19 protein-coding genes and 1 pseudogene are annotated in these 21,933 nt (G+C 72.3%); 9 read left to right on the top strand and 11 right to left on the bottom strand.

Annotation, left to right across the window (positions count from 1 at the left end; translation table 11 throughout):
* Positions 1-2: 2 nt before the first annotated feature.
* The 4 genes from ABZ340_RS02870 to ABZ340_RS02885 are packed head-to-tail and all read right to left on the bottom strand — an operon-like array spanning position 3 to position 3,311.
* A complete protein-coding gene (locus tag ABZ340_RS02870; protein ID WP_358779946.1) occupies positions 3-971 on the bottom strand; it encodes a complex I subunit 1 family protein in 969 nt (322 codons plus the stop codon).
* Positions 968-2,221 carry an NADH-quinone oxidoreductase subunit C gene (locus tag ABZ340_RS02875; RefSeq protein ID WP_358779947.1) on the bottom strand — a complete coding sequence of 418 codons (1,254 nt, stop codon included), beginning with the start codon at positions 2,219-2,221 and terminating at the stop codon, positions 968-970. Before ABZ340_RS02875 ends, ABZ340_RS02870 begins: the two co-directional genes overlap by 4 nt.
* Positions 2,218-2,910, bottom strand: coding sequence for an NADH-quinone oxidoreductase subunit B family protein (locus ABZ340_RS02880; protein ID WP_358779948.1), 693 nt, complete (start codon positions 2,908-2,910; stop codon positions 2,218-2,220). The genes ABZ340_RS02875 and ABZ340_RS02880 overlap by 4 nt, the downstream gene beginning before the upstream one ends.
* Positions 2,901-3,311, bottom strand: coding sequence for an NADH-quinone oxidoreductase subunit A (locus ABZ340_RS02885; RefSeq protein ID WP_358779949.1), 411 nt, complete (start codon positions 3,309-3,311; stop codon positions 2,901-2,903). Before ABZ340_RS02885 ends, ABZ340_RS02880 begins: the two co-directional genes overlap by 10 nt.
* Positions 3,312-3,737: 426 nt before the next feature.
* Between ABZ340_RS02885 and ABZ340_RS02890 the strand changes: the two genes are divergently transcribed.
* From ABZ340_RS02890 to rarD, 6 genes are all read left to right on the top strand, one after another.
* The gene (locus tag ABZ340_RS02890) at positions 3,738-4,928 is read left to right on the top strand and encodes a sensor domain-containing protein (RefSeq protein WP_358779950.1); all 1,191 of its coding nucleotides are present in this window, start codon (positions 3,738-3,740) and stop codon (positions 4,926-4,928) included.
* Between the two features lie 260 nt (positions 4,929-5,188).
* On the top strand, positions 5,189-6,553 hold the full coding sequence (locus tag ABZ340_RS02895; protein WP_358779951.1) for a sensor domain-containing protein: 1,365 nt from the start codon (positions 5,189-5,191) through the stop codon (positions 6,551-6,553).
* A gap of 460 nt (positions 6,554-7,013) precedes the next feature.
* Positions 7,014-7,703, top strand: coding sequence for a response regulator transcription factor (locus ABZ340_RS02900; protein WP_358779952.1), 690 nt, complete (start codon positions 7,014-7,016; stop codon positions 7,701-7,703).
* A gap of 285 nt (positions 7,704-7,988) precedes the next feature.
* Positions 7,989-9,917 (top strand): 2-oxoacid:acceptor oxidoreductase subunit alpha, encoded by a 1,929-nt coding sequence (locus ABZ340_RS02905; RefSeq protein ID WP_358779953.1) that lies wholly within the window; start codon positions 7,989-7,991, stop codon positions 9,915-9,917.
* A complete protein-coding gene (locus ABZ340_RS02910) occupies positions 9,910-10,989 on the top strand; it encodes a 2-oxoacid:ferredoxin oxidoreductase subunit beta (protein WP_358779954.1) in 1,080 nt (359 codons plus the stop codon). Before ABZ340_RS02905 ends, ABZ340_RS02910 begins: the two co-directional genes overlap by 8 nt.
* A 239-nt stretch (positions 10,990-11,228) precedes the next feature.
* Positions 11,229-12,269 (top strand): EamA family transporter RarD, encoded by a 1,041-nt coding sequence (gene rarD, locus ABZ340_RS02915; RefSeq protein WP_358779955.1) that lies wholly within the window; start codon positions 11,229-11,231, stop codon positions 12,267-12,269.
* Positions 12,270-12,407: 138 nt separating this feature from the next.
* On the opposite strand, the gene ABZ340_RS02920 is transcribed toward rarD, so the two are convergent.
* The gene (locus ABZ340_RS02920) at positions 12,408-13,019 is read right to left on the bottom strand and encodes a CGNR zinc finger domain-containing protein (protein WP_358779956.1); all 612 of its coding nucleotides are present in this window, start codon (positions 13,017-13,019) and stop codon (positions 12,408-12,410) included.
* 108 nt (positions 13,020-13,127) lie between these two features.
* Between ABZ340_RS02920 and ABZ340_RS02925 the strand changes: the two genes are divergently transcribed.
* On the top strand, positions 13,128-13,571 hold the full coding sequence (locus tag ABZ340_RS02925; protein WP_358779957.1) for a VOC family protein: 444 nt from the start codon (positions 13,128-13,130) through the stop codon (positions 13,569-13,571).
* Here ABZ340_RS02925 and ABZ340_RS02930 read toward each other — a convergent pair.
* Both ABZ340_RS02930 and ABZ340_RS02935 read right to left on the bottom strand, forming a co-directional pair.
* Positions 13,568-14,152, bottom strand: a pseudogene (locus ABZ340_RS02930) (tetratricopeptide repeat protein); the annotation flags it as partial. The gene ABZ340_RS02925 and the pseudogene ABZ340_RS02930 overlap by 4 nt on opposite strands.
* 383 nt (positions 14,153-14,535) lie before the next feature.
* Entirely contained in the window at positions 14,536-14,907 is a 372-nt protein-coding gene (locus tag ABZ340_RS02935; protein ID WP_358779958.1) for a helix-turn-helix domain-containing protein, read from the bottom strand.
* Between the two features lie 284 nt (positions 14,908-15,191).
* Here ABZ340_RS02935 and ABZ340_RS02940 point away from each other — a divergent pair, with 284 nt between their 5' ends.
* Positions 15,192-16,772, top strand: a complete 1,581-nt coding sequence (locus tag ABZ340_RS02940; RefSeq protein WP_358779959.1) for an MFS transporter — start codon at positions 15,192-15,194, stop codon at positions 16,770-16,772.
* Between the two features lie 192 nt (positions 16,773-16,964).
* Here ABZ340_RS02940 and ABZ340_RS02945 read toward each other — a convergent pair whose 3' ends face one another.
* Positions 16,965-17,720 (bottom strand): flavin reductase family protein, encoded by a 756-nt coding sequence (locus ABZ340_RS02945; protein ID WP_358779960.1) that lies wholly within the window; start codon positions 17,718-17,720, stop codon positions 16,965-16,967.
* Positions 17,721-17,877: 157 nt separating this feature from the next.
* Between ABZ340_RS02945 and ABZ340_RS02950 the strand changes: the two genes are divergently transcribed.
* Positions 17,878-18,489: an NAD(P)H-dependent oxidoreductase gene (locus ABZ340_RS02950; RefSeq protein WP_358779961.1), complete on the top strand. Its 612-nt coding sequence runs from the start codon at positions 17,878-17,880 to the stop codon at positions 18,487-18,489.
* A 30-nt stretch (positions 18,490-18,519) separates the two neighbouring features.
* Here the strand turns inward: ABZ340_RS02950 and ABZ340_RS02955 are convergent, their stop codons facing one another.
* The 3 genes from ABZ340_RS02955 to ABZ340_RS02965 are packed head-to-tail and all read right to left on the bottom strand — an operon-like array spanning position 18,520 to position 21,865.
* Positions 18,520-19,554, bottom strand: a complete 1,035-nt coding sequence (locus ABZ340_RS02955; RefSeq protein WP_358779962.1) for an ABC transporter permease — start codon at positions 19,552-19,554, stop codon at positions 18,520-18,522.
* A complete protein-coding gene (locus tag ABZ340_RS02960; protein ID WP_358779963.1) occupies positions 19,541-20,545 on the bottom strand; it encodes an ABC transporter ATP-binding protein in 1,005 nt (334 codons plus the stop codon). The genes ABZ340_RS02955 and ABZ340_RS02960 overlap by 14 nt, the downstream gene beginning before the upstream one ends.
* Positions 20,546-20,596: 51 nt before the next feature.
* Positions 20,597-21,865 carry a DUF2092 domain-containing protein gene (locus ABZ340_RS02965; protein WP_358779964.1) on the bottom strand — a complete coding sequence of 423 codons (1,269 nt, stop codon included), beginning with the start codon at positions 21,863-21,865 and terminating at the stop codon, positions 20,597-20,599.
* Positions 21,866-21,933: the final 68 nt, after the last annotated feature.

The raw sequence follows: 21,933 nt of genomic DNA on the forward strand, positions 1-21,933 counted from the left end.
GGCTACTGGATCACCACCTTGACGACGCCGGTGAGGGCGATCTGGGCGAGGGCGAGGGGGACGAGGAGGGTCCAGGAGAGTTTCTGGAGCTGGTCCTCGCGCAGGCGGGGGTAGGTCACGCGCAGCCAGATCACGACGAAGGCGAGGACGGCCGTCTTCAGCAGGGTCCACACCCAGCCGAGGCCGTCGGCGCCCCAGGGGCCGTGCCAGCCGCCCAGGAAGAGGACGGTGGTCAGGCCGCACAGGACGACGATCCCGGCGTACTCGGCGAGGAGGAACAGGGCGAAGCGCAGGCCGGTGTACTCGGTGTAGGCGCCGAAGATGATCTCCGAGTCGGCGACGGGCATGTCGAAGGGCGGGCGCTGGAGTTCGGCCAGCCCCGCCACGAAGAACACGATCGCGCCGACGATCTGCCAGGGCAGCCACCACCACTCGAAGGCGTCCAGGATGCCGGGGAGGGAGACCGTGCCGGCCGCCATCGCGACGGAGGCGGCGGCGAGCAGCATCGGGAGTTCGTAGGCGAGGAGCTGGGCGGCGGTGCGCAGGCCGCCGAGGAGGGAGAACTTGTTGGCGGAGGCCCAGCCGGCCATGAGCGAGCCGAGCACGCCGACGCCCATGACGGCGAGGACGAAGAAGATGCCGGCGTCGACGACCTGGCCGACGGCGCCCTCGCCGGGGCCGATGGGGATGGCGAGGAGGACCAGGAGGTACGGCAGGAGGGCCACCGCGGGAGCCAGCTGGAAGATACGGCGGTCCGCGCCCGCCGGGACGACGTCCTCCTTCTGCGCGAACTTCACGCCGTCGGCGACGAGCTGCGCCCAGCCGTGGAAGCCGCCGGCGTACATGGGGCCCAGGCGGCCCTGCATGTGGGCCATCACCTTGTGCTCGGTCTGGCCGACCACCAGGGGGAGGGCCAGGAAGACGACGAAGACGGCCAGGAGGCGCAGGGTGACGTCGAGCGCGTCGGTCACTGCGGGCCTCCTTGGGGGGCTTCGGGGTCTTCAGGGGCTTCGGGGCGTTCCGGTTCTGCGGGGTGTTCCGGTTCTGCGGGGTGCTCCGGTTCTGCGGAGTGTTCCGTGTGCGGCTCGGAGGCCGGGCGCGGTTCGGAACCCGGGCTCGGCTCGGAGTCCGGTTCGCCGAAGGCCGGGCGGGCGTGGTGCCACGGGGCGTCCGGGCTGCGCGGGGGTGTCCAGGGGGCCGTCGCCCCGGCCTTCGGGGTGGCGGGTGAGGGCGTCGTTCCGTCGGATGCCGCGGCCTGGGTGTTCGCGGCTCCCTTGTCCGGCACCGCGGCGCCGGGCGAGGTGGTGCCGGGCGACGCGGCACCTGACGACGTGGCACCGGGCGACGCGGCGCGCTGGCTCGCGGAGCCCTCGGAGGCGCTGCGGGCACGCCGGGGACCGGCCGGGCGGCCCGGGGCCTCGGTGGCCCGCTGGGACGCCGAGCCCTCGCTCGCACTGCGTGCGCGGCGGGGCGTCGGTGCCGACGGGGACTCGGTGGGAGCGGTGGGGGCGGCGGCCGGTGACGCCTGGCTGGCGGAGCCCTCCGCGGCCGTACGGGTACGGCGTACCGGGCGGTCGCCCGCCGCGCGGGCCGGGCGGCCGGCGGGTGCCGCGCGGCCGGCGCTCCGGGCGGGCCGGGCCGGGGCGGGCGGGAGCTGGCCCTTCAAAGGGCCCCATTCGTTGGGGTCGGGGACGCCGGGGGGCAGCATCTGGCGGCGCCGCGGGCCACCGTGGTCGGACTCGCCGGGCTCCTTCGCTCCGGGCCATGCCTTGGCGACCCGCGCCGCCAGGACGAAGTCCTTGCGCAGCGGGTGGCCCTCGAAGCCCTCCGGGAGCAGCAGGTGGTCCAGTGCCGGGTGGCCTTCGAAGACGACGCCGAACATCTCGTGGGTCTCGCGCTCGTGCCAGGCCGCGCCCGCGTACACCCCGACCGCGGTGGGGAGGGCCGGGGCCTCGTGCGGGACCGTGGTGCGCAGCAGCAGCCGGCGTACCGGGGCGAGGGCAGCGACGTGCGCCGCGACGCGGAAGCCCGTGCCCGGTTCGTCGACCGCGCTCAGCCAGTCGAAGTAGGTGCAGCCCAGCCGGTCGCGCGCGGCCTCCAGGGCGGTGGTCCAGGCTGTGGGCGGTACGTCCACCGTCAGGACGTCGTACGACTCCTCGGCCGTGGCTTGCGCACCGAAGAGTTCCTCGACGTCGGCGGGCAGCCAGCCGGCCGTGGTCATCGGTCCTCCTCGGAAACCGTGCCGGACCCCGTGCCGGAAACCGTGCCGGAGACCGGACGGGACGCCGGACCGGACGTCGCGTCCGGGACCGGCGGCTTCACCAGGCCGCTCTGCAGGGCGGCCGCCGACGGACGGGGGGACGTGCCGTAACGCTCCCCCAGCGACTCCCGCGCGATCTTCTCCTGCAGTTTCAGGATGCCCTGGAGGAGCGCCTCGGGGCGGGGCGGGCAGCCCGGGACGTAGACGTCCACGGGGATGATCTGGTCGACGCCCTTGGTCACGGAGTACGAGTCCCAGTAGGGGCCGCCGCAGTTGGAGCAGGCACCGAAGGAGATGACGTACTTCGGCTCCGGCATCTGCTCGTACAGGCGCTTCACGGCGGGGGCCATCTTGTCCGTGACCGTGCCGGAGACCACCATCAGGTCGGCCTGACGCGGGCCCGGCGCGAACGGGATGACGCCGAGGCGGATGAAGTCGTGGCGGGCCATCGACGCGGCGATGAACTCGATCGCGCAGCAGGCCAGGCCGAAGTTGAAAACCCAGAGCGAGTAGCGGCGGCCCCAGTTGAGGATCACCTTCATCGGCTCGGGGGCCAGGCGGGCGAGCGTGCCCAACCTGCCCGTGCCTGCCGTGGGGAGACGCTCGGGCTCGGGGAGCGGCACGGGGGCGGGGGTCGGGGTCACGTCCATGTCAGGACGCCCTTCTTGTATGCGTACAGCAGGCCCACGGCCAGGAAGCCGAGGAAGATGAACATCTCCACGAGGGTGGTCGCGCCATAGCCGGGAGCGGCGAAGACGGTCGCCCAGGGGAACAGGAAGATCGAGTCGACCGCGAAGATGACGTAGAGGAACGCGTAGACGTAGTAGCGGACCTGGGTGTGGGCCCAGCCCTCGCCGACGGGGTCGACGCCGCACTCGTACGTCAGGAGTTTCTCCGGGGTGGGGACCACCGGCCTCAGCAGGCGTCCCGCGCCGAAGGCCACGGCGACGAAGAGCACGCCCACGACGGCGAGCAGTCCGACGACCGAGTAGGACTGGAAGTAGTCCGCCGCGACGACGACGGTCGTATCGACGACGGTCGGTGTCCGCACGTCCTTCCCTCGCTCCCTCTTCCGAACGCTGCTGTTCGACGATCTCTACGGCTCTACAGCCCTACGGCCCTACGGCCCTACGCAAGGGAGTCTAGGCGTTGCTAAAGATGCGGTAAGCAGCCCATCGTGCCTTGAGACACGGACGAGGCCCGGCGGGGTGGGGTTTTCCTCAGGGGGATCGGGCGGTCCACCTCATGGCGTGGGGCCCCGCCACGCGGCACGCTGGCCCGTATGACCGAACGTCTCTCGTCCCCGGACCACGCGGGGGAAGCCGTCACCGGCCGCGCCGGGCAAACCCCCGCCGGCCGTGTCGGGCGAGCTCCCACCGGCCGCACCGGGCAAGCCCTCGCCGGACCCACCGGGCGAGCCGCCGGCCCTATTGGGGAAGTACCCGCAGGTCCTGCGGGAGATGCGGCCGCCGGCCGGATGGGGCAAGCCGGCGCAGGTCGCGCCCGTACCCGCGTCCGGGACGCGGACGGCACACGTCTGCCACCGGCCCGGTTCGCCTACGACCGGCACACCTGGAAGGAGATCGCCCATCTTCTGGCGAATCTTCCGGTTGCGCTGTTCGGGTTCGTCTACGTCATGACCGTGCTGCTGACCGGAGTCGGGCTGACGGTCACGGTGATCGGGTTCCCGTTGCTGGCGGTCGGGCTGATGGGCGCGCGGCAACTGGGCAGGCTGGAGCGGGCGCGGGCCAGGGCGCTGCTCGGGGTGCGGGTGGCCGAGCCGAGCCGGCTGCCGCTGCGGGGCGCCGGCGGGTTCCTCCCGCAGCTGTGGATGGCCCTGAAGGACCCGGTGGGCTGGCGCACGGCCCTGTACGACTTCATACGGCTGCCCTGGGGCATCCTCACCTTCACCATCACGCTGACCTCGCTGTTCGTGCTGTGGCCGGTGCTGCCGTTCATCGCGCGGGGCCTGGCCAACGCCGACCGGGCGATGGTGCGGGGGCTGCTGTCGCCGTCCGACGAGCTGGAGCGGCGCATCGCCGAGCTGGAGTCCGGCCGGGGAGCGGTGGTCGACACGGCCGCGGCGGATCTGCGGCGCATCGAACGGGACCTGCATGACGGGGCACAGGCCCGCCTGGTCAACCTGGCCATGGGCCTGGGCCTGGCCAAGGAGAAGCTGCTGGAGGACCCCGACGCCGCCGCGGCCATGGTCGACGAGGCGCACGGCGAGGTGAAACTCGCCCTCCAGGAACTGCGGGACCTGGCCCGCGGCATCCACCCCGCCGTCCTGACCGACCGCGGTCTGGACGCGGCCCTGTCGTCGGTCGCCTCGCGGTGCACCGTGCCGGTGCGGGTGACGGTGGACCTGACGGAGCGGCCGGCGGCGGCCATCGAGGGCATCGCGTACTTCACCGTCTCCGAGCTGCTGCAGAACATCAGCAAGCACAGCGGGGCGAGGTCCGCCTCCGTGGAGGTGTGGCGCACGGAGGACCGGCTCCTCATCCAGGTGGAGGACGACGGACGCGGGGGCGCTCGCCTCGACGGCGGTACGGGGTTGAAGGGCCTCGCCGACCGGCTGGCCGCCGTCGACGGCCTGTTCGTCGTGGATTCACCGGAGGGCGGCCCGACGACGGTCACGGCCGAACTGCCGTGGCGGGATCGCGCGTAAGCCCTCCGGCCGCGGGTGGCGGGCACGGCACCTCCGCGGCTTCCGCCGCCTCCGCGGTCTCCGCCGCCCGCATCGGTATCGCCCGCATCGGTGTCGCCCGGACGTCCTCGGCATGCGTTTCCCCGTCCCCGCCCGCCTCGGAGGGTGGGGAAAACCCCCCGTCCGAGACGCCGATGGGCCGCATGGTCCAGGCGGCCGGGGCCCAGCAGGGTGGAGGTACGAGAGCACAGGTGCAGGACGACGAGAGAAGGACGACGCCGATGGCCACGGAGTACGGACGAGGCTACGGGCTCGGGGACGGGCCCGGCCTGTACAAGGGCGCCGGGGAGCGACGGCACCGGCTGCCGGCAGGGCTGCGGGCACCGTTCGAGGCGCGGGCCTGGCGGGAGTTCGGGTATGTGCTGCTGGGCCTGCCGGTCAGCATTCTGCTCTTCACGTACGCGGTCACGATGGTGTCGCTGGGGGCGGGCCTGCTGGTGACGTTCCTGGGCATCCCGGTGCTGGCCGCCGCGCTCGCCGGATGCCGGGGCTTCGGCGCGTTGGAGCGGGCGCGGGCGCGAGGACTGCTCGGTCTGCGGGTGGCCGACCCGGAGCCGCTGCGGGTGAAGAGGAACGGCGTGATGGCGTGGATGGGGGCCGTGCTGAAGAGCGGCACCTCGTGGCGGGCCTTGCTGTACGCGCTGTTGCAGTTCCCGTGGGCGGTGTTCTCGTTCATCGTCGCCGTGACCGTCTGGGCATGGGGCTGGATGATGCTGACATATCCGCTGTGGTTCTGGGTCTTCCCCCTGTACGCCGGGCAGGGCGGGCTGCAGTTGTACGGCGACGAGAGGCACCGGGTCTACCTGGACAATCCTTTCGAGATCACCGTGACCGCGCTGGTGGGCCTGCTGTTCGTGCTGGTCACGCCGTGGATCGTGCGGGCGCTGACCATGGTGGACCGCGTGCTGGTGCACGGGCTGCTCGGGCCGTCACGGCTGGTGAAGCGGGTGGTGGAGCTGGAGTCGGACCGCGGGGTCGTGATCGACACCGCCGTGGCGGATCTGCGGCGCATCGAACGGGACCTGCACGATGGCGCGCAGGCCCGCCTGGTCAACCTGGCCATGGACCTCGGGCTGGCGAAGGAGAAGCTCAAGGAGGACCCGCGAGCGGCGGCGCGGATGGTGGACGAGGCGCACGGCGAGGTGAAGACCGCGCTGCAGGAGCTGCGGGACCTGGCCCGCGGCATCCACCCCGCCGTCCTGACCGACCGCGGTCTGGACGCGGCCCTGTCGTCGGTCGCCTCGCGGTGCACCGTGCCGGTGCGGGTGGAGGTGGACCTGACGGAGCGGCCGGCTCCGGCGATCGAGGGCATCGCGTACTTCACCGTCTCCGAGCTGCTGCAGAACATCAGCAAGCACGCGCGGGCCACGTCGGCGGCCGTCGAGGTGTGGCGGGTGGAGAACCGGCTGATGCTGCAGGTCACGGACGACGGCGTGGGCGGAGCCACCCCCTCCCCCGGTTCAGGGCTGGCCGGACTCGCGGAACGGATCGACGCGGTCGACGGCATCCTCGTGGTGGACTCGCCGGCCGGCGGGCCCACGCGGGTGACGGCGGAGTTGCCGTGGCGGTCGGAACAGGCGGGATGAGCTGCCACCGCACCGGAAACCGACCCGCAGAATCCGACCGACAGAATCCGAAGAATCCGACCGGCAGAATCCGACCGGCAGAATCCGATCGGCGGAACCTGATCTGCAGAACCGATCGGCAGAGCTGATCGGCAGTGGCGCGGGTGGGGGGGTGGCGTGGGCGGGGGGTGGCGTGGGTGGGGGGTGGCGCGGGTGGGGGGTGCCCCCGCCCGCTCGTAACACGCCGAGGGGAGTGGAAGCGCCCAGCCGTCCCTCCCCCTCTCTCCACCCACCCCTCCTCCGCCCTCCCCTCCTCCACCCACCCCTCCTCCGCCCACCCCTCCTCCGCCCTCCCTCAGTCCCCGCCACTCAGTCCCCAGGACGCGCATCGCATCGCCGATCACGTCGCCCGGGCACGCGCGGTCCCCGAAACTGGGATGCTGGATCTGTTTGCAGGGGCGGGCACGAGCCGGCATGGGCTATGGGGGGCCGAAGAAACGTGGAGGACAGGGTGCGGGTGGTCATCGCCGAGGATTCAGTGCTGCTCAGGGAGGGCCTGACCCGGTTGCTGACCGACCGCGGGCACGAGGTCGTGGCCGGTGTCGGCGACGGCCAGGCACTGATCAAGTCGATCACCGAGCTGGACGCGCTGGGCGAGCTGCCGGACGTCGTCGTCGCGGACGTACGGATGCCGCCGACGCACACCGACGAGGGCGTGCGGGCCGCGGTGGAGCTGCGCAAGGCGCATCCGGACCTGGGCGTGCTGGTGCTGTCGCAGTACGTGGAGGAGCGGTACGCCACCGAGCTCCTGGCCGGCTCCAGCCGGGGCGTCGGTTACCTGCTCAAGGACCGGGTGGCCGAGGTGCGGGAGTTCGTGGACGCGGTGGTGCGCGTGGCCCGGGGCGGTACCGCGCTCGACCCGGAGGTGGTCGCGCAGCTGCTGGGGCGCAGCCGCAAGCAGGACGTACTGGCCGGCCTCACCCCGCGGGAGCGGGAGGTGCTGGGCCTCATGGCGGAGGGGCGGACGAACTCGGCGATCGCCAAGCAGCTCGTCGTGAGCGACGGCGCCGTCGAGAAACACGTCAGCAACATCTTCCTGAAGCTGGGGCTGTCCCCGAGCGAGGGCGACCACCGGCGGGTCCTCGCCGTGCTGACCTACCTGAACTCGTAACCCTTCCTCACCTGCCCGCCTGCTCACCTGTTCGCCTCCTCACCACCTCACCGGCCTCGGGCCGCCGCCGGGCCGGTGTCACCCGTCCGGCGGAGGGCTCCCGGCGCGGATCCGGCGATCTCCCGTCCCGCCGTGGCGGGACGCCCGGGGCGGGCAATCCGTCCCAACGCCCTGTCCATCATGTGATTCTCCCCAGGAAGGCGAGCCTTACGGTCGTAGGGTTGATCCTGGGGAGGTCGTGGGAGACCAGTCCCCGGACAGCCGCCCAGAGGGAGGTCCAGTTCAGTGACCAGCCAGGTCAGCAGCCCAGCGGAGCAGGCCGACGGAACCGTCGTGGGAGAACAGCGCAAACCGGCGGGGACCAAGGACGTCCGCCGGGTGGACCGAGTGATCATCAGGTTCGCGGGTGACTCGGGTGACGGTATGCAGCTCACGGGCGACCGTTTCACCTCCGAGACCGCGTCCTTCGGCAACGACCTGTCGACGCTGCCGAACTTCCCCGCCGAGATCAGGGCCCCTGCCGGGACCCTGCCGGGCGTCTCCAGTTTCCAGCTGCACTTCGCCGACCACGACATCCTCACCCCCGGTGACGCGCCGAACGTGCTGGTCGCGATGAACCCGGCCGCGCTGAAGGCGAACATCGGCGACCTGCCGCGCGGCGCGGAGATCATCGTCAACACGGACGAGTTCACCAAGCGGGCGATGCAGAAGGTCGGCTACGAGAACTCGCCGCTGGAGGACGGGTCCCTCGACGGCTACAACCTGCACCCGGTGCCGTTGACGACGCTGACGGTCCAGGCGCTGAAGGACTTCGACCTCACCCGCAAGGAGGCCGAGCGCAGCAAGAACATGTTCGCGCTGGGCCTGCTGAGCTGGATGTACCACCGGCCCACCGAGGGCACGGAGAAGTTCCTGCGCTCCAAGTTCGCGAAGAAGCCCGGTATCGCGGAGGCGAACATCGCCGCGTTCCGGGCGGGCTGGAACTTCGGCGAGACCACCGAGGACTTCGCCGTCTCCTACGAGGTGGCGCCGGCGGCGAAGGCGTTCCCGCCCGGCGTGTACCGCAACATCTCCGGCAACCTGGCCCTGGCCTACGGCCTGATCGCCGCCTCCCGCCAGGCGGACCTGCCCCTGTTCCTGGGCTCGTACCCGATCACGCCGGCCTCGGACATCCTGCACGAGCTCAGCCGGCACAAGAACTTCGGTGTGCGCACCTTCCAGGCCGAGGACGAGATCGCCGGCATCGGCGCGGCGCTGGGTGCCGCCTTCGGCGGTTCGCTGGCCGTCACCACGACCTCCGGTCCCGGGGTGGCGCTCAAGAGCGAGACCATCGGGCTGGCGGTCTCGCTGGAGCTGCCGCTGCTGATCGTGGACATCCAGCGCGGCGGCCCGTCCACCGGCCTGCCGACCAAGACCGAGCAGGCGGACCTGCTGCAGGCGATGTACGGCCGCAACGGCGAGGCGCCGGTGCCGGTGATCGCGCCGCGCACGCCGGCGGACTGCTTCGACGCGGCCCTGGAGGCGGCCCGGATCGCGCTGACCTACCGCACCCCGGTCTTCCTCCTCTCCGACGGCTACCTGGCCAACGGCTCCGAGCCCTGGCGTATCCCGGAGACCGACGAGCTGCCCGACCTCACCGTGCAGTTCGCGCAGGGCCCGAACCACACCCTGGACGACGGCACCGAGGTCTTCTGGCCGTACAAGCGCGATCCGCAGACCCTGGCCCGCCCGTGGGCGATCCCGGGCACGCCGGGTCTGGAGCACCGCATCGGCGGCATCGAGAAGGAGGACGGCACCGGCCACATCTCCTACGCCCCCGCCAACCACGACCTCATGGTCCGCACCCGCCAGGCCAAGGTCGACGGCATCGACGTCCCCGACCTCGAGGTCGACGACCCGCACGGGGCGCGCACGCTCGTCCTGGGCTGGGGATCGACGTACGGGCCGATCACGGCCGCGGTGCGGCGGCTGCGCGCGGCCGGGGAGCCGATCGCGCAGGCCCACCTGCGGCACGTCAACCCCTTCCCCCGCAACCTCGGCACGGTGCTCAAGGGGTACGACAAGGTGGTGGTCCCCGAGATGAACCTCGGGCAGCTCGCCACTCTCATCCGGGCGAAGTACCTGGTCGACGCCCACTCGTACAACCAGGTCAACGGCATGCCGTTCAAGGCGGAGCAGCTCGCCACGGCGCTGAAGGAGGCCATCGATGGCTGAGACGTCCACGTCGGGCACGAGCACGGTCCAGGCGCTCTCCCTCGTCCCCAAGGCCGAGGGCCGGCAGTCCATGAAGGACTTCAAGTCGGACCAGGAAGTGCGCTGGTGCCCGGGCTGCGGCGACTACGCCGTTCTCGCCGCCGTGCAGGGCTTCATGCCCGAGCTGGGGCTGGCGAAGGAGAACATCGTCTTCGTCTCCGGCATCGGCTGCTCCTCCCGCTTCCCGTACTACATGAACACCTACGGGATGCACTCCATCCACGGCCGCGCCCCGGCCATCGCCACCGGTCTGGCCACCAGCAGGCGGGACCTGAGCGTGTGGGTGGTCACCGGTGACGGCGACGCGCTGTCCATCGGCGGCAACCACCTCATCCACGCCCTGCGCCGCAACGTCAACCTCAAGATCCTGCTGTTCAACAACCGGATCTACGGCCTGACCAAGGGCCAGTACTCCCCGACCTCCGAGGTCGGCAAGATCACCAAGTCGACGCCGATGGGCTCCCTGGACGCGCCGTTCAACCCGGTGTCCCTGGCGCTCGGCGCCGAGGCGACCTTCGTCGCCCGCACGATCGACTCCGACCGCAAGCACCTCACCGAGGTGCTGCGGCAGGCCGCGGCCCACCCGGGCACGGCCCTCATCGAGATCTACCAGAACTGCAACATCTTCAACGACGGCGCGTTCGACGCCCTCAAGGACAAGCAGCGGGCCGAGGAAGCGGTGATCCGGCTGGAGCACGGGCAGCCGATCCGCTTCGGCGCCGACGGCTCCCGGGGCGTCGTACGGGACCCGCGGACCGGCGACCTGGAGGTCGTCACCGTCACGCCCGGGAACGAGGCGGACATCCTGGTCCACGACGCCCACGCGGCGTCCTCGACCACCGCCTTCGCCCTCTCCCGCCTCGCCGATCCGGACACCCTGCACCACACTCCGATCGGCGTCTTCCGCTCCGTCGAGCGGCCCGTCTACGACACGCAGATGGCCGACCAGCTCGACACCGCGGTCGAACAGCAGGGCAAGGGCGACCTGGCCGCCCTGCTCGCCGGCGGCGACACCTGGACGGTCGTCGGCTGAGATCAGGCGGCGCCACGGCAGTGGCAAGTCGGCACCAAGGCAGTGGCAAGGCGGTGACAGAGACCGCCGGTGATTCGTGAGGCCCGGGACGACAGCGCCCGGGCCTCGCCGCGTCCAGAAGGGAACTCCGGTGGCTCTTACCCCACCTGTCATGACCGTATGAGGATACGGACATGACAGGCGAGGTTCCCCGGCGCTACCTTCGTGCAGCGAGCACGACACCGTCGGAAGGAGGGCCCGTGGCCGGGACGTCCAGGGGAGAGCAACGAATAGGCCTGCTGAACGGCTTCGCGGCGTATGGCATGTGGGGCCTCGTCCCCCTGTTCTGGCCGCTGCTCAAGCCGGCCGGGGCGGTGGAGATCCTCGCGCACCGGATGGTGTGGTCCCTCGCCCTCGTCGCCGTCGCACTGCTTTTCGTACGGCGCTGGGCCTGGGCCGGCGAGCTGCTGCGGCAGCCCCGCAAGCTGGCGCTCATCACGGTCGCCGCCGCCGTCATCACGGTCAACTGGGGCGTCTACATCTGGGCCGTGAACAGCGGCCATGTCGTCGAGGCATCGCTCGGTTACTTCATCAACCCCCTGGTCACCATCGCCATGGGCGTGCTGCTGCTGAAGGAGCGGCTGCGTCCCGCGCAGTGGGCGGCCGTCGGGGTCGGTTTCGCCGCCGTCGTGGTCCTCACCGTCGGCTACGGCCGTCCGCCGTGGATCTCGCTCGTCCTCGCCTTCTCCTTCGCCACCTACGGGCTGGTGAAGAAGAAGGTCAACCTCGGCGGCGTCGAGTCGCTGGCCGCCGAGACCGCCGTGCAGTTCCTGCCCGCCCTCGGCTATCTGCTGTGGCTGTCCGCGCAAGGAGACTCCACCTTCACCGCCGAGGGTCCCGGGCACGCGGCCCTGCTCGCCGCGACCGGCCTGGTCACCGCGGTCCCCCTCGTCTGCTTCGGCGCGGCGGCGATCCGCGTGCCGCTGTCGACGCTGGGACTGCTCCAGTACCTGGCCCCGGTGTTCCAGTTCCTGCTCGGCATCCTCTATTTCCACGAGGCCATGCCGCCCGAGCGCTGGGCCGGCTTCGCGCTGGTGTGGCTGGCGCTCGCGCTGCTCACCTGGGACGCGCTGCGCACCGCCCGCCGGTCCGCACGGGCGCTCAGGGCCGAGAGGGCCGAGACGGCCAGGGCGGCCGAGAGGGCCGAGACGGCCAGGGCGGCTGAGAGGGCCACGACGGCCGAGAGGTCCGAGACGGCCGCAAGGGACGAGAAGGCCGCGCCTCTCGACGCCAAGCCGTAGACCACCGTCACCGCCCAGGGCTCGGCCATCGAGCCGAGGCAGTCCCCCGAGGCAGTCCCCCGAGGCAGTCCCCGAGAGGGACGGGAAAAGGGGGAAAGGGAAAGGAAAGGGAAGGGGAAGGGGAAAGGGAGAAGGTGGTTACGGCGGAGGGGACTCGGCGTCCGGTTCCCGGCGGTGGCCGCCGGCCGCCCTGGCGCGGTGCGCCCGCGCCTTCTCGCGGTTGCCGCAGTGCTCCATCGCGCACCAGCGGCGGCGGCCCGGGCGAGAGGTGTCGACGAAGAGCAGGCGGCAGTCGGGGGCGTCGCACTCCCGGATGCGGTCGGCGTACGGGCCGGTGAACAGGTCGATCGCGTCGCGGGCGACCGTCGACAGCAGCCGGGTGCCCGTGGCGCCCGGGGCCCAGCCGCGAGTGCCGTCCGGTTCGATGCGGGTGACGAGCGGGGGCTCGGCCGCGGCGGCGTTGACGACGTCGAGGTGGTGCGGCCGGAGCGGACGGCCGTGGGCGCGATCGGCGGTGAGCAGGAACAGGGCGTCGCGCAGGGCTCGCGCCCGCTCCACCTCCCCTTCGTCGACGACCGGGTCCAGTCCGTCCGGCAACCGGCTCCGGGCGGCCCAGGCGGCCAGGTCGGCGGGCGCGTGCAGCACCTCGTACCGGGCGAAGGGGCCCGGCCCGCCCGTCGTCAGCAGTTCCAGGCACAGGGCGCCCGGGTCGAAGCGGTACGGCCGTCCGTCGAAGGAGATCAGTGTCATGCCGGGCGAACATCCCGGCGATTTCATTGCCCACTCACTCACGTAACCACTATAAATGGTTACATGACTCAGCCATCAGCGCCCACCTCTGCACCTGCACCTGCACCCATGCACTGGAAGCTCGTCATCGACGCCACCGATCCGCACGCACAGGCCGACTTCTGGGCCGCCGCCCTCGGTTACGAGGTGGAGGACAACAGCGCGCTCATCGAGAAGCTGCTGGGATTCGGGGCCGTACCGGCCGAGCTGACCGTCGAGTCACACGGCCGGCGCGCCTGGCGGGACCTGATCGCCGTACGGCACCCCGAGGACCCGTACCAGGAGGAGAGCGGCACCGGCCTGGGGCGGCGACTGCTGTTCCAGCACGTGCCGGAGGCCAAGACCGGCAAGAACCGGCTCCACCTGGACCTGCACCCGGGTGAGGGGCGGCGCGAGGAGGAGGTCGTACGGCTGGAGGGGCTGGGGGCGAGCGTGCTGCGGCGGGTGAAGGAGCAGGGCGGGGAGTGGGTGCTGATGGCGGACCCGGAGGGGAACGAGTTCTGCGTCCACTAGGTGGACTGGGGGGAACAGGCGGCGGCGCCCGGCCGGTGTGCGCGGGCGCGTTCGGCCAGGCGGCCCATGCGGGCGTAGGCCGACTCCAGCCGCTCGGTGTCGCCGGCCGCCGGTCCGCCCTCGGCGGCCAGCCCGGTCCACAGGCCGATCAGGTCGCGCCCCAGCTCCAGCCCCTGCTCCGGGTCGCGTACGGCGCGCCAGGCGGTGACCGCGCCGTGGATACTGCCGTACGCGGCCTCCGCGTCGCCCGCGCGGCGGTGGGCCCGGGCCAGGCCGAGGCAGATACGCAGGGCGCGGACCGGGTCGTCGGACAAGTAGGCGATGTACGCGGTCAGTTCGCGCAGCCGGAGCACCTCGGGATGTTCCGGCCCCAGTGCTTCCGACGCCTGCGCCACCGTCTGCTCCGCGAGATGTGCCGCAGTGTCCGTCCGCCCCGTCCTGACGGCCTCGTTGATGCGGGCCGTGGGCTCGGCGAGGAAGGCCGGGGCGGTGCCGGGGCCGGAGCCGGAGCCGGAGCCGGAGCCGGGACCAGGATCGGGGACACCGAGCACGCTTTCCGCGACGGCGTCGAAACCGCGGGGCCGACCGGATTCGGCGGCGTGACCGGGGACGTCGTCCTGCGGCACGGCACGGTATCCGGCTGCGCCCAGACCCACCACCGGGCCGCACTCCTCGGCCGGAACCTCGACGGGCGCCCCGCCCTCATCCGGCCAGGACGCCCGGCGCGCCCCTTCCCGCTTCCTCCCGCGGCTGAACCAAGTCATCTCGCCCTCACTTCCACGGCCGGGCAATCGGCCACACGCTCGCTGTCGAGTGTCTCCACCCGCTGGGGCTCCCCGGTCACCGGGACGTCACAGGCTCGTCCCAGTGGCCACGGCCCACATCTCCGGCACGCGCAGCACGCACACCTCGCGCAACTCTCGCACCTCACGTAGCTCGCGCAGCTCGCGGAGTGAGCCGTGCTTCACCCCTTGGCCGACACTTCCCGCCGCCCTTCGGCCTTCCCGGCCTCCTCGGCGCGCTCGTCCTCGGCCGCCCCCGCGAGGATGGCGTCGAGCAGGCCCGGGTAGCGGGCGTCGAGGTCGGCGCGGCGCAGGGAGAGGAGGTTCTCCCGGCCCGACGGTTCCTGCCGGATCACCCCGCTCTCCCGCAGTACCCGCCAGTGGTGAGTCATGGTCGACTTCGACGACACACCGATCAGGCGCAGGACGCTACCGCAGTTGTGCTCTCCACCGCGGTCGAGGACACGCACGACGGCCAGTCTGACCGGGTTCCCGAGAGCGTTCAGCACCCCGTCGATGCGGATCTGGTCGCGGTCCGGATGGCGCAGCGTCATACGCCCACTGTACCGGGACAGTCGTACTGAATTCCGGCTCCTCCTTGCCTGACGGTACGACCGTACGTAAGCATACGTACAGTCGAATCGTCCGCGGGTTCGCCGACCCGTCGGGCCGTCGTCCTGCCTGCCTGCCTGCCGGTCTGTCGTCGTGTCAGTCCGCCGGTCTGTCGACGTGTCAGTCCGCCGGTCTGTCGACGTGTCAGTCCGCCGGCGTGCCAGTCCGTCGAATTGTCGGCCTGCCAGCTCATCAAGGTTCACCCCCCGTCGAGAAGGGCTCTCGCATGTCCGCACCACCGTCACCAGCGGCGCGACCACGCACCGGTCCGATCCTGGCGCTGCTCGCGCTCGCCCAGTTGATCTATTCGCTCGACCTCAACATCGTCTTCGTCGCCCTGCCCGAGATCGGGGCCGACCTCGGTTTCCCCGGCCAGACACAGCAGTTGGTGGTGAGCGCCTACGTCGTGCTCGCCGGTGGGTTCCTGCTGCTCGGCGGGCGCGCCGCCGACCTGTTAGGCCGCCGCCGCATGTTCGTCTTCGCCCTGCTCCTCTACGCCGTCTCCTCACTGGCCGGCGGACTGGCCGCGACCCCCGGCGTCATCGTCGCGGCCCGTGCGGTCCAGGGCATCGGCGGCGCCCTGCTCCTGCCCGCCACCCTCTCCCTGATCAACACCCTGTTCGAGGAGGGCCCCCGGCGAAACCGGGCCCTGGCGGTCTGGGGCGGAGCGGGAGCCAGTGGGCTGACGATCGGCGCCCTGCTCGGCGGCCTGCTGACGGAGCATTTCGGCTGGCCGGCGGTGTTCTTCGTCAACGTGCCGCTGGCCGGGCTGGTCGCCCTGGCCGCCGTCGCCGTGATTCCCCGCGGCCTGCCGAGCGGTGAGCGCCTCAGCTTCGACCTGCCCGGCGCGCTCAGCGTCACCGGCGGCTCGACCTTGCTCGTCCTCGGGCTGGTCGAGGGACCCGAAGTCGGCTGGGGCAGTCCGCTGGTGGTGGGCTCCCTCGTCGCGGCGGTCGTCCTGCTCGGGCTGTTCGCCGCGCTGGAGGCCCGCAGCGCCGACCCGCTCATGCCCTTCCGGCTGTTCCGCAACCGCAGTCTGACCGTCGGCATGGCCGTCACCTTCGTCTACATGGCGACCTTCGGCGTGCTGCCCTACTTCCTGACGGTGCTGATGCAGACCGTGCACGGCTTCAGCGCGCTCGGGACCGGGCTGGGCTTCCTCGTGCCGTCCGTCGCCATCGCGGCCGGCACGCAGTTCGGCGAGCGGCTCACCACCCGTATCGGGACCCGCAGCACCCTGCTGGCCGGTTTCGCGGTCGGCGCGGCCGGGACCGTCGCCCTCGCCTTCGGCTTCGACCCCGACGCGGGGTACGCGGCACTCGTCCCCGGGCTCGTCGTCTCCGGCGTCGGCCAGGGCGTCGTCTGGACGGCCATGTGGATCGCCGCCGCCACCGGCACGGCGGACCGCGAGCAGGGCGTCGCCAACGGCATCGCCTCCACGGCCCTCAACATCGGCAACGCCATCGGGCTCGCGGTCTTCACCGTCCTCGCCGACGTCGGCACCGAGGGCAAGACCGGCGAGGTGCTGGTGGACGCCACCGCCCGGGGCGAGTTCCGTGTCGTCCTGCTGACGGCGGCCGGGATGGTCCTGGGCCTGGCCGTGACCCTCGCGCTGCGCACCCCGCGCACCCCGCACACCCCGCACACCCCGCGCACCCAGCACACCCCGCGCACCGCGCGTGCGACGGTCCCAGACCCGCTCCGGAGCGGCCGGCCGGCCACCGGTACGGCCTCGGGTGCGTCCGCAGGCGCATCCAGCGACCCGGACGGCTCCCCGGAGGCGTCCGCGCCCGTCCGCTCCGGCTGACCCGTCCGCTCCGGCTGACCCGGCCGCTCCGGCTGACCCGGCCGCTCCGGCTGACCCGGCCGCTCCGGCCAACCGGGCCAACCCGGCTCTCCGTCGGCCTCGTCTCCGTGCGGGCCCCGCGTCGCCCTGCCGACGGGCGGCCGGGACCCGCACGGCCGGGACCCGCACGGCCGCGCGCTCTCGTCCCCGCCGTCAGTCCCGGTACTCGGCCCGGTGCTCAGTCTGGTGCCCGGCCCGGCGCTCGGCCCGGCGGGCCCGCTCGATGTCGGGGCCGCGGTACAGCCGCTCCGGTATGGACGCGAGCGTGGACGGGTGGACCCGGGGTCCCAGGCCGTAGAAGTGCTGGAAGCTCATGATGAGCGGGCGCCACCGGTCCGGGTCGATCCGGTCCGCCGCACCCTCGGCGCGGATGGCCTCGTGCACATGGACCCGCTGCACCCGCACCTCGAAGGTGAGGATCTTCCCGCGCAGCTCCTCGTCGTCCTCCCCGATCGGGCGGACCGCCTCCACCACCGCCTCCATCGCCACCGGGCACTCCCCCACGCGGGGCGGCCCGACCGTCTCGGACGGCACCGGCGTCAGCCCCGCCCGGCCGAACTTGTCCGCCACGTGCCGGTAACCGCGCTCGTACTTGCGCGGCGGCACCGGAGCGGAGCCGGTGGTCAGCGCCAGACGGTCGACGGCGGGAGCGAGCGCGTCGGACGGCAGGTTCAGGACGCACTCCCTGGTGCGCAGCATGTTCTGCGCCGTCTTCGCCGCGGCGCCCAGCCCCAGGACACCCCGCCACCCCAGCCAGAACGCGGACGACATGGGAGCGAGATTCGGCGTGCCGTCCTCGTCGGCCGTGGAGAGCAGGACGACGGGGGTCCCGAAGTAGAGGATGCCCGGCTCGATGGCGGCGGACGGCGGCACGTGCCTCGAAGCGGATACGGCGTGTGCAGGATTCATGGGCTTCAGGGTGGCTCGCGAGCGCCCCGGAGGACCGGCGGAAAACGGACGTCGAGATCCCGGTCGCCGCACCCCCTTCCCTCGATCCATGCACGTGCATATGATGCATGAGCGCGTAATCGTCGCACGCCGCATAGCGTATTTCTGGGGGACCACCATGAGCCGCCGCTTCCTTTTCGTCCTCGGCAGCAGCCGCCCCGACGGCAACACCAAGTCGCTGGCCCGCCGAGCCGCCGAACAACTGCCCGAGAGCGTCGAGCAGCAGTGGATCGACCTCGCCGAGCACCCGCTGCCCGACTTCGAGGACCTGCGCCACGACAGCGACCACGTCCGCCCCCGGGAGGGCAACGCCGCGCTGCTGCTCGACGCCACCCTCGCCGCCACGGACATCGTGATCGCCTCGCCGCTGTACTGGTACTCGGTGTCCGCCCTCACCAAGCGCTACCTCGACTACTGGTCGGGCTGGCTGCGTACCCCCGGGCTGGACTTCAAGGCGACCCTGGCCGGCCGCACCCTGTGGGGCGTCACCGCGCTCGCCCACGAGGAGCAGGAGGTCGCCGACCCGCTGATCGGCACGCTGAACAACTCGGCGGCGTACATGGGGATGCGCTTCGGCGGCGTGCTGCTCGGCAACGGCAGCAAGCCGGGTGACGTGCTGCGGGACACCGAGGCACTGGCACGCGCCAAGACCTTCTTCGCCCAGGAGGCGCCGTTCGCCCGCTTCCCGTACGAGACCGGCCGCGCCGCCCCGCACATCCCTGCGCCGTGACGTCCTTCTCCACGTCCTTGTACGTCGCTTCTACGTCGTGATGTCCTTCGCCGTGAACCGCGCCCACGCCGCCGACCCGAACACCGCCGCGTACAGGGCCTGGAGGCCGAGGTTCCGCTCCAGGTCGTCCCAGTAGACGGGTTCGCGCATCAGGTCGGCGAAGGACATCCAGTAGTGGGAGAAGAAGTAGGGCTGGAGGGCGTCCAGTTGCGGGATCTGGTCGAGGATCTGGACGGTGATCACCAGCCCGACGGTGGTCGCCATCGCCGCGATCCCACTGCCCGTCAGCGTGGAGACGAACAGGCCGAGGGCCGCCACGCCCGTCAGTGACGCGGCGACGGCCAGGGCGATCAGCAGCGCCCGCCCCATGCCCTCGCCCAGGCCGATCCGCGTCCCGGAGATGGTCGTCAGATCGCCGAGCGGGAAGAGCAGCGCCCCGACCGCGAGCGCGGACACGGCGACCACCAGGGTGGCCGCCAGGCAGAACGCCAGCACCGCGGCGTACTTGGTGAGCAGCAGGCGGGTACGGCCGGCGGGGGCGACCAGCAGGTAGCGCAGGGTGCCCGCGTTCGCCTCGCCGGCGATCGCGTCGCCCGCGACGACTCCGACGGCCATCGGCAGGAAGAACGGGAGCGTGGCGGCCAGCGCGGTGAAGACCAGGAACAGGCCGTTGTTGGTGATCTGCGAGATGAACGCCGGTCCCTGGCCGCCCCCGCCACCGGCCGGCGAGCCGTCACCCGTCTCGATCCGGACGGCGACCCCGACCAGGACCGGTACGGCGGCCAGCACGCCCAGCAGCGCCAGGGTGCGCCAGCGCCGGAAGGTGGTCCGCAGTTCGCTGCGCAGCAGTCCGAGGGTCCACAGAGACCGCGGTCCGAGAGTCCACAGGGGCCGCGGTCCGAGCCCGGACCGTGCCTGTACCGCTCCCGCCACCCTCACGGCGCCCGCGGCGTCCCCGGCCTCTCCGATCGCTCCGGCCTCTCCGATCGCTCCGGCCTCCCCCGCCTCCGCGACCTCCCCCGCCTCCGCGGTCTGCCCCGTCTCCCCTGTCTCAGCCCGCGACATCGAACCCCTCCCCCGTCAGCGCCACGAACGCGTCCTCCAGGGAGACCCGTTCCGTCCCGAAGCCACGGACCCTCACGCCCGCCGCCACCAGCGCCGCGTTGACGTCCGCGAGGTCGCGGTCGGGCGGCTCGGCCGTGACCCGGTCCTCGGTGACGGTCACCTCCGCGGCCCCCTGCTCCTTCAGCACCCGCGCCGCCTCCCCGGGGTCCGGCGTGGTCACCACCAGCCGGCCGCGCAGCCCCGCCGCCAGGCCGGCGACCGTGCCCTGGGCGATCAGGCGCCCTCGCGCCATCACCGCGGCGTGCGTGCACACCTGCTCGATCTCGTCGAGGAGGTGGGAGGAGAGGAAGACGGTGGTGCCGTCGGAGGCCAGTTCCCGGATCAGGGTGCGGATCTCCCGCATGCCCTGCGGGTCGAGCCCGTTGGTCGGCTCGTCCAGCACGAGGAGCCGGCGGGGCCGGAGCAGCGCCGCGGCCAGGCCGAGGCGCTGCTTCATGCCGAGGGAGTACGCCTTCGCCTTCTTGCCCGCCGCGGCGGTGAGGCCGACGCGGTCCAGCGCGTCGGCGACGCGGTGGCGCCGGGTGCGGGGATCGGCGGTCGGGTCGGCGGCGTCGTACCGCAGCAGGTTGTCGCGCCCGGACAGGAAGCCGTACAGGGCCGGTCCCTCGATGAGCGCCCCGACCTGCGGCAGTACGGCGCGGGCGGCGCGGGGCATGGGCCGGCCCAGCACGCGGGCGGTGCCCGAGGTCGGCTCGATCAGGCCCATCAGCATGCGGATGGTGGTGGTCTTGCCGGAGCCGTTGGGGCCGAGGAAGCCGAAGACGCTGCCCGCCGGGACGGTCAGATCCAGGCCGTCGACGGCGAGTTGTCCGCCGCGGTAGCGCTTGGTCAGCGCCCGGGTCGCGATGACCGCGTCACCGGCACCAGCACCGTCACCGGCACCGGCGCCGGCACCAGCCCGGTCCGGTTCCACGGCGGACGGCTCGTCCATCGGCTCCCTCGGCTCCCTCGGCTCCCTAGCCACTCTCGGCGCTCTCGGCGCTCACTTCCCGGCGTCGGCCGCCTTCACCAGCGCGTCCTTCGTGACCGCGCCCGCGTAGACCTTGCCGTCCTCCGTGATCAGGGCGTTGACGAGGCGGGTGGTGAACACCGTGCCCGAGCCGAACTTGCCGGAGACCTCGTCGCCGAACGAGCCGAGGAAGCCGCCGAGGGCTCCCGACTCGCCGAGGTCACCGCCCGCGGACGCAGCCGGCAGGCCCTGCCCGCCCGTGTCGAAGGAGGCGATCGCGTTCCAGCCCTCGCCGATGACCTTCAGGCCGTCGGCCCCCTTGGCGAGGTCTCCGCCGAGGTCCCCGTCGGGACCCCCGCCGGTCTTCCCCTCGGCCCGGGGCGCCCCGGGCGCCTGGTCCGCCTCGCCGCCCTCGGTGACCTTCGCCCCCTCGGGCGGGGTGAAGTCGAAGGTCGAGGCGGGCGGCTTCGCGAAGCTGACCTGGGTGAAGCCGGCGTCCACCACGGCGGCGCCGCCGCTCGCCGGGGTGAGGGTGAACTTCAGCGGCAGTCCGGTGCTCGCGTCCACGGCGACGCTGATAGCGCCGATCGTGGAACCCTCCTGCCGGGGCTTGATCAGCAGTTTGTACGCGTCCCGGCCGGCGACCTGCGCGGTGCCGTCGACGGTCACGGACGTGGTGTCGTCGACCGCCTTCAGCGCCTCCTCGGTGAGGTCCCGGGGCGTGGCCGGGACCTCCCGGCGCTCCTTCGCCCGCCCGTCGGCGGTCTCGGGGACGGTGGCGTGGTAGACCTCGTTCGACTCGCTGTCGTAGCCCCAGACGTCCTTGCCGTCGTGGATCAGGCTGTACTCGGCCGCGTTCTCCAGCAGCGACAGCTTCTGCCGGTCCGGGCCGTCGGCCGCGACCCGCAGCGTGTGGGTGCCGGACACCAGCTCGGTGAGCTTGGCCGACGGGTCCGCCGCGGAGCCGCCGTCACCCTGCCCCGCGGAGCCGGAGGCCATACCGCCCGCCATGTCGCCCACCAGGCCGCCCAGGTCCGGCAGACCGAGGTCCGTGCTGATCTTCACCGTGCCGGACAGCTGCTGCACGTCCGACCCGGCGATCTTCTCTATGAGCTGCTGCGCCGTGATGTCCGGAAGGTCGGGGTCGCCGGAGTCGGCGAGCGCGGGGACGAGCCCGATCGTCGCCGCCGCCACCCCCGTCACCACGACCGGGACGACGTACCGCGCGGCCCTGCGCCGCCGGGTCCCGGGTTCCCCGGCCCCGGCGGCCGTCGTGCTGTCGTCGGATGCGTACGGTGCCATGTGTGCCCTACCTCCGTGGTCGGCGGCGGCTGCCCGTGTCGTGTCCTCGCGTCGTGTGCTCTCGCGCC

The sequence above is a fragment of the Streptomyces sp. NPDC006134 genome (genome assembly GCF_040628835.1).
GTDB lineage: Bacteria > Actinomycetota > Actinomycetes > Streptomycetales > Streptomycetaceae > Streptomyces.